Source organism: Bradyrhizobium sp. MI1.4, assembly GCF_055811315.1.
On sequence record NZ_JBVVPP010000104.1, the window covers coordinates 1 to 4,758 of the forward strand.

Below are 4,758 nucleotides of genomic sequence, written 5' to 3' on the forward strand. Positions count from 1 at the left end.
GTCGGGCCCCAGCTCATCGCCCGCCCCCTTATTCTGGAGTCCTTTTTGCTTGGCACCTCCACCAAGGGCGGAGTCCTGAAGGATAGAGAAGTGCGATGACCGGGCCCTTCGTGATCGCACCTATAAAATACTTTAATTGATTTAATTACACTAAAGGTATTTAATCTCTCCGCGAGCCCCGGAGAGAACCTATGCCTGATCAAGACGATGACCGCCGCGAATTTCTGAAGACCTGCGGAAAGTTCGCCGCCGTAACACCTCCAGCGATCACGCCGCTGCTCTCGACCTCCCTCACGTCCAATGCAATTGCCAGGTTCAGCGCCGGAGCGGTTCACCGCGGCAACAATGGCTGGGGAAATGGCGGCGGCGACGGCAGTCCCAACGGCAAGGACGACAGAGGGCGCTGAACCATCTTTCGGCGGACCGAAGTTTGAACGGCTCGTCGCTTACCACGTTTTCCAATGCTCATCCCCGAGTGGGGTAATGCAGTCGGGCCCCTCGCCCCCGGAACCGAGCCGTTTCTCTTTTACCGCATTCAAGAAGACCTGACACCGAGCCTGAAGTATTGAACTTCTACTTTTACTCTCGCGCTAATTGCTCTGACGCCGTCCTGATAGTGCTTTTTTTTGCTAGGGAGGACATTATGCGAGGCTCTCGCGCAAACCTTTACGAACGACTTAGCGAACTCGCTTCTCAACTCTCAGAGTTGGAAGATCTTCGAGATCTGGTGCAAGAAGCTGAGCGAAGCGCCCGCGGTGTGCCTCCATTACGCTTGACACATCCACCGTCGCGCCGCGTTCGACGTCGTGAACGTGGCGGTTTGTCTGTTCGCCTCCGTCGCCACGCGCCACTAAACGGGAATGCAGGAGCTATCAGCCCCCCTGACAACGACAACCAAGTCGATTGGACTTTGCTGGAGCCATTCCCCGACCAATGGTGGGCTTCCTCCTAAAACCTCTCCAAGCGCTGACTCGACGAAGAGAGCGATCCAATGCTGGCGGCCCACCCACCCTGAGGAGCAGACAGCTAGCCACCCTTGCAGCCCGCGGGTGCCGAGGCTGGTCCGGCCGCACCTGTCAATTCTGGATCACCCTTCGCCAAACTCCGGCAACCTGCAACGGCGAGTGAGACAGGGAAGACGGTCAGCACGACCTATGCGGGCTTGAGGTGAGCAACTGCAAAAGCGAATGTCACTTGTCGGCGAGAACACCGGCGTCACGCTAAGGTCATTTCGTAAAGATTGGTTTCAACACCTCTGGAATTGCGATGACGAAGAACGACACCGCCGTGTTCGACGCGATGCGACCTGATCCAAACGGACGGAGACAATGGGCCGGCCGACTAGGGACGCGCGAGGCAATAAAACGGGATGGCCTGGAGCTCGACCCTGGCTCGCTCGTTTACTGCCCCCACGAGTGGATCAATGCCGCCGGCTATGTTGACCTCGAACTGGTCCGCAAATACCCGCTGATGTTCGCGGTCTAAAGTCGTGACGAACCAGAGCCGACGCGCAAGCGATCCGCCGTCCGACGAACCAGCGATTCGACGCCTGCTAAGCCGAGCGGCAAAACGCAGGCGTCCAAAGCCGCCTGTGCCACCTGTGCCGTTCGGCACTGAAACAGACCCCAACCGCGAATTTTCCCGGGCCGAACCGGAGGCTGTTTGGTTCTTCGTCTTCTTGCCGATCTTCATGCTGCTCTATGCGATCGTCGAGAAAATGCACGGGAGATAGCACAGGGCTGACGTGTCGCAGGCGGCGCCAGCCGCACAAATTCTAATCCTCCGGCGGTGCCTTCCCTCGGCCCAGGACAATGGTTTCAACTCTCAGGCGGGGCATACACCTGTAGGCGTAAGCGGCGGGTAGGTTCGCAATTGCCGGCAGCATCGCGAGAAAATCCATTGGCCGCTGACATCTGTTGCAGATGAGGGTTGGTGCATTTTCCGTGTCACCGCCGCGCGGCATTGCGGGTCCGCCAAAGGTGAGGACGGTAATTCCATTGATCGGCGTTTACATCTCCGGGCGACTACCGCCCTGCAGACTCGAAAACAGGCCTCGTCAGCGTGAGCCGCTATTGCTCCGGAACCGAGACTCAGTTCTCACTCCGATTATTGGAGCTAAGGGCGAAGCCGGATGCACCGTTTGTAGCCAAGCTCGACTGCTCAAAGCTGTTTCCCCGTGACCAAAGGCTACGAACTGAAGCGTTATGAATGCGCCAGCTGCGGCAGCGATCTGTGGCTAGTTACGAGAGTGTCCCGATCATCCGCGCCTAAGCAGCAAAGTGGAAGATCCCGCCGAGGTATGCGGCTTAAGACCATCGAAGCGGCCTTGAAAGGCGCCGCTCGTGCCGCAGCTAATCAAAAACCGAAAGCCCCGCCAGCGTGACTGGCCCCCGCAGCTATTCCATTTCTGTACGATCAGCCGCGGCGTTCCGATTGCCATTGGAGAATGAGATTTCCGCCCACCCGCAGGGCGGCCGCGACAGGGCACCATTATGATACCGATCGCTCAGACCTCCCCTGGCGGTGTCAATTAACTCGGCGCCATCCCGACCTGCATCGGGGACACGACCCCGACCTCGCGCGAAGCCATTTCCCGGCCCCGCGAAATCTTGCCGAAACAGAGGGGGTCGAAAGTGGCGGAATCGAACACGGGGATACGACATGCTAGTCCTGATGAACCTGATCTGGCGGCGCCTTGCCTACACGATGCTGACCGGTATGCGGTCCAAGCTTGTGCGCCAATGACGAGAAGGGCGGCCGCGTAAGAAAGCATCCCGTGCCGCGTCAAGGACGGTCCGCCAGCCCGCCCCGGAGCCCCCCTGGGCGCCAGGATTCAAGGAGCCGGCGGGCTCCGTACCAAGGGTATCCGTTAGACTGGCAGCATCGAAGCCGCGACATTCGGGGCGATGCCACCCCCTTCCACGGGTGCGCATTCCCGTGTGTGACTCAGCTTTCGGTCAGGTTTGCCAAAAACCGGCCCCAGGACGGGAAAGACCTGAAGCCGAATACGTTCCCTAGCCGCGCCAGGCCGATTGACGCTCGCCGCCACGACACTTGGATACCGGCATGCGGCTTCAGAAGGCACCTTTAGCGAGATGCGCGAGATGGGCCTACGCGAATATGCTGGTGTATTGCCATTGCGGCCATCACGTCGCTGTTAACGCCGATCGCTGGCCGGACGATGTTCGCTTGTCTGATGTCGAGCCGCGCTTTGTGTGCGCTGGATGCGGCAACCGAGGGGCTGAGGTCAGGCCGGATTTCAGCAGCGGCAAGCCGGTCAAATTTGCGACCTCGAACGCCCGTTGAGGAACGAACGCGCAGAGGAAAAATTGGAGGGTTTGCTAGCTGTCTCCTTCGAGCTGGCGGAGCGGCCCCGGCTAATCAATCCCCAGGCACCCCAGCCGGGGTCGTCTCTTTTGGTTTGTTGGGCATCTAGTGAGGAGACACGAGAGCCGCCACGCTAAAGGCCACCACACAGGCGGCGGCCAATGACCAGAGCGTTATTCTGATCTCTTTGGGCATGTCGGCTAACGTCAGGAGTTGAACCGAGTTCCTCGCCGGAGTGCTAGGGCCCGCCAGCGTGAACCGGCGGGCCTTTGATCAGATCACTGCGGAGGCTTCTTCATCGCGGTTGGCGGCTTCGCTGTGCCGCTCTTCGGGGGACCATAATTCGCTGAGCCACGAGAGCCATAGCCCCCAGCCTTGCCATCCATTTTGTTAGCCGATGCTGGCGATGTCATGAAGCCGGAGGCGATCATGGCGCCCCCGAATGCAAGAATTACGAACAGGGCAAAAGCTCTCATAATCGACATTTTCTGCTCCAATATGCATTTTGAAAAAGCCGTCACGTGCGAGATGTACGTAGTTCGAGCAACCTATCCCAGACCAACCTTGCCAGCGAGTCTTTCCTCGGGCAGAGGCCCGCCGGGGTGATCCGGCGGGCTTTGTAATTTCATCAAACGAACTGAACCTTCACACTCCACGCCCATACTGATGAGTATCCGGGATTTTTTGCTAATCCCAATCTCGGGGCTGGATTGGACAAACGCCGCCGGGACAAGGTATTTTTTGCCCGGCGGCGTATTTGCGGCGCGCGAGTTGGCGCTTGGAGTACCCATGAACATCCGTTCTGGTCTATTGCTGGCCGCGATTTGCTGCGCATTCGGAAATGCTTGCATTGCCCAAGAGGGGTCGGTGGGGCCAGACGGGCTATATCCACCACCACCCGAGACTTCCCCGCAAAACCAACGGACCCGCAGGCGTGCCAACGCGGTGGGGCCAAAACCTTCGTCGGTATCCAAGCCGATGACTTGGGAAGAAGAAAACGCCCGACAGCAAGCGGATGAAGATCAGCTAAAACGGAAGATGAATATCTGCCAGCGCTGTTGAGCGACAACATCCCTAGAGATCCCCCACGAGGCGCAGTAGTTCGGGCGTGTTTGGGCCTACCAGATATCGATAATTTGCTAGCTACTTGCGAAGTCGCTTTGATCACGGCATGCGCGCTGGTCGTCGATACACAAAATGGGCCGGCCATTATCCGCCTCGCAGTCCTGCCGAGTGGCTGGCCGACGGGCATGTGACCTGCAGCATCCGGTGCCTGAACGGCCGTTGTGATCGCAGAGTCGACGTGCGGCTCACCGTCCCCATAGCCACTTAACTTCTTCATTTTTCAAAAATGAAAACCAATACTGGAACTCAGACAAAAGCAAGGCTGGTGCGAGCGGCTTGGAGGCCACGGCTCCACAATCGCTGCTC

The 4,758-nt window shown here is 58.6% G+C and carries 3 protein-coding genes; 2 read left to right on the plus strand and 1 reads right to left on the minus strand.

Translation table 11 applies throughout. The features are described from left to right. Positions 1-191 precede the first annotated feature (191 nt). Positions 192-407, plus strand: coding sequence for a hypothetical protein (locus AC0L23_RS39625; protein WP_473358388.1), 216 nt, complete (start codon positions 192-194; stop codon positions 405-407). A gap of 859 nt (positions 408-1,266) precedes the next feature. Then, entirely contained in the window at positions 1,267-1,485 is a 219-nt protein-coding gene (locus tag AC0L23_RS39630) for a hypothetical protein (RefSeq protein WP_247489179.1), read from the plus strand. Positions 1,486-3,875: 2,390 nt separating this feature from the next. Here the strand turns inward: AC0L23_RS39630 and AC0L23_RS39635 are convergent. After that, the gene (locus tag AC0L23_RS39635; protein WP_473358389.1) at positions 3,876-4,301 is read right to left on the minus strand and encodes a hypothetical protein; all 426 of its coding nucleotides are present in this window, start codon (positions 4,299-4,301) and stop codon (positions 3,876-3,878) included. Positions 4,302-4,758: the final 457 nt, after the last annotated feature.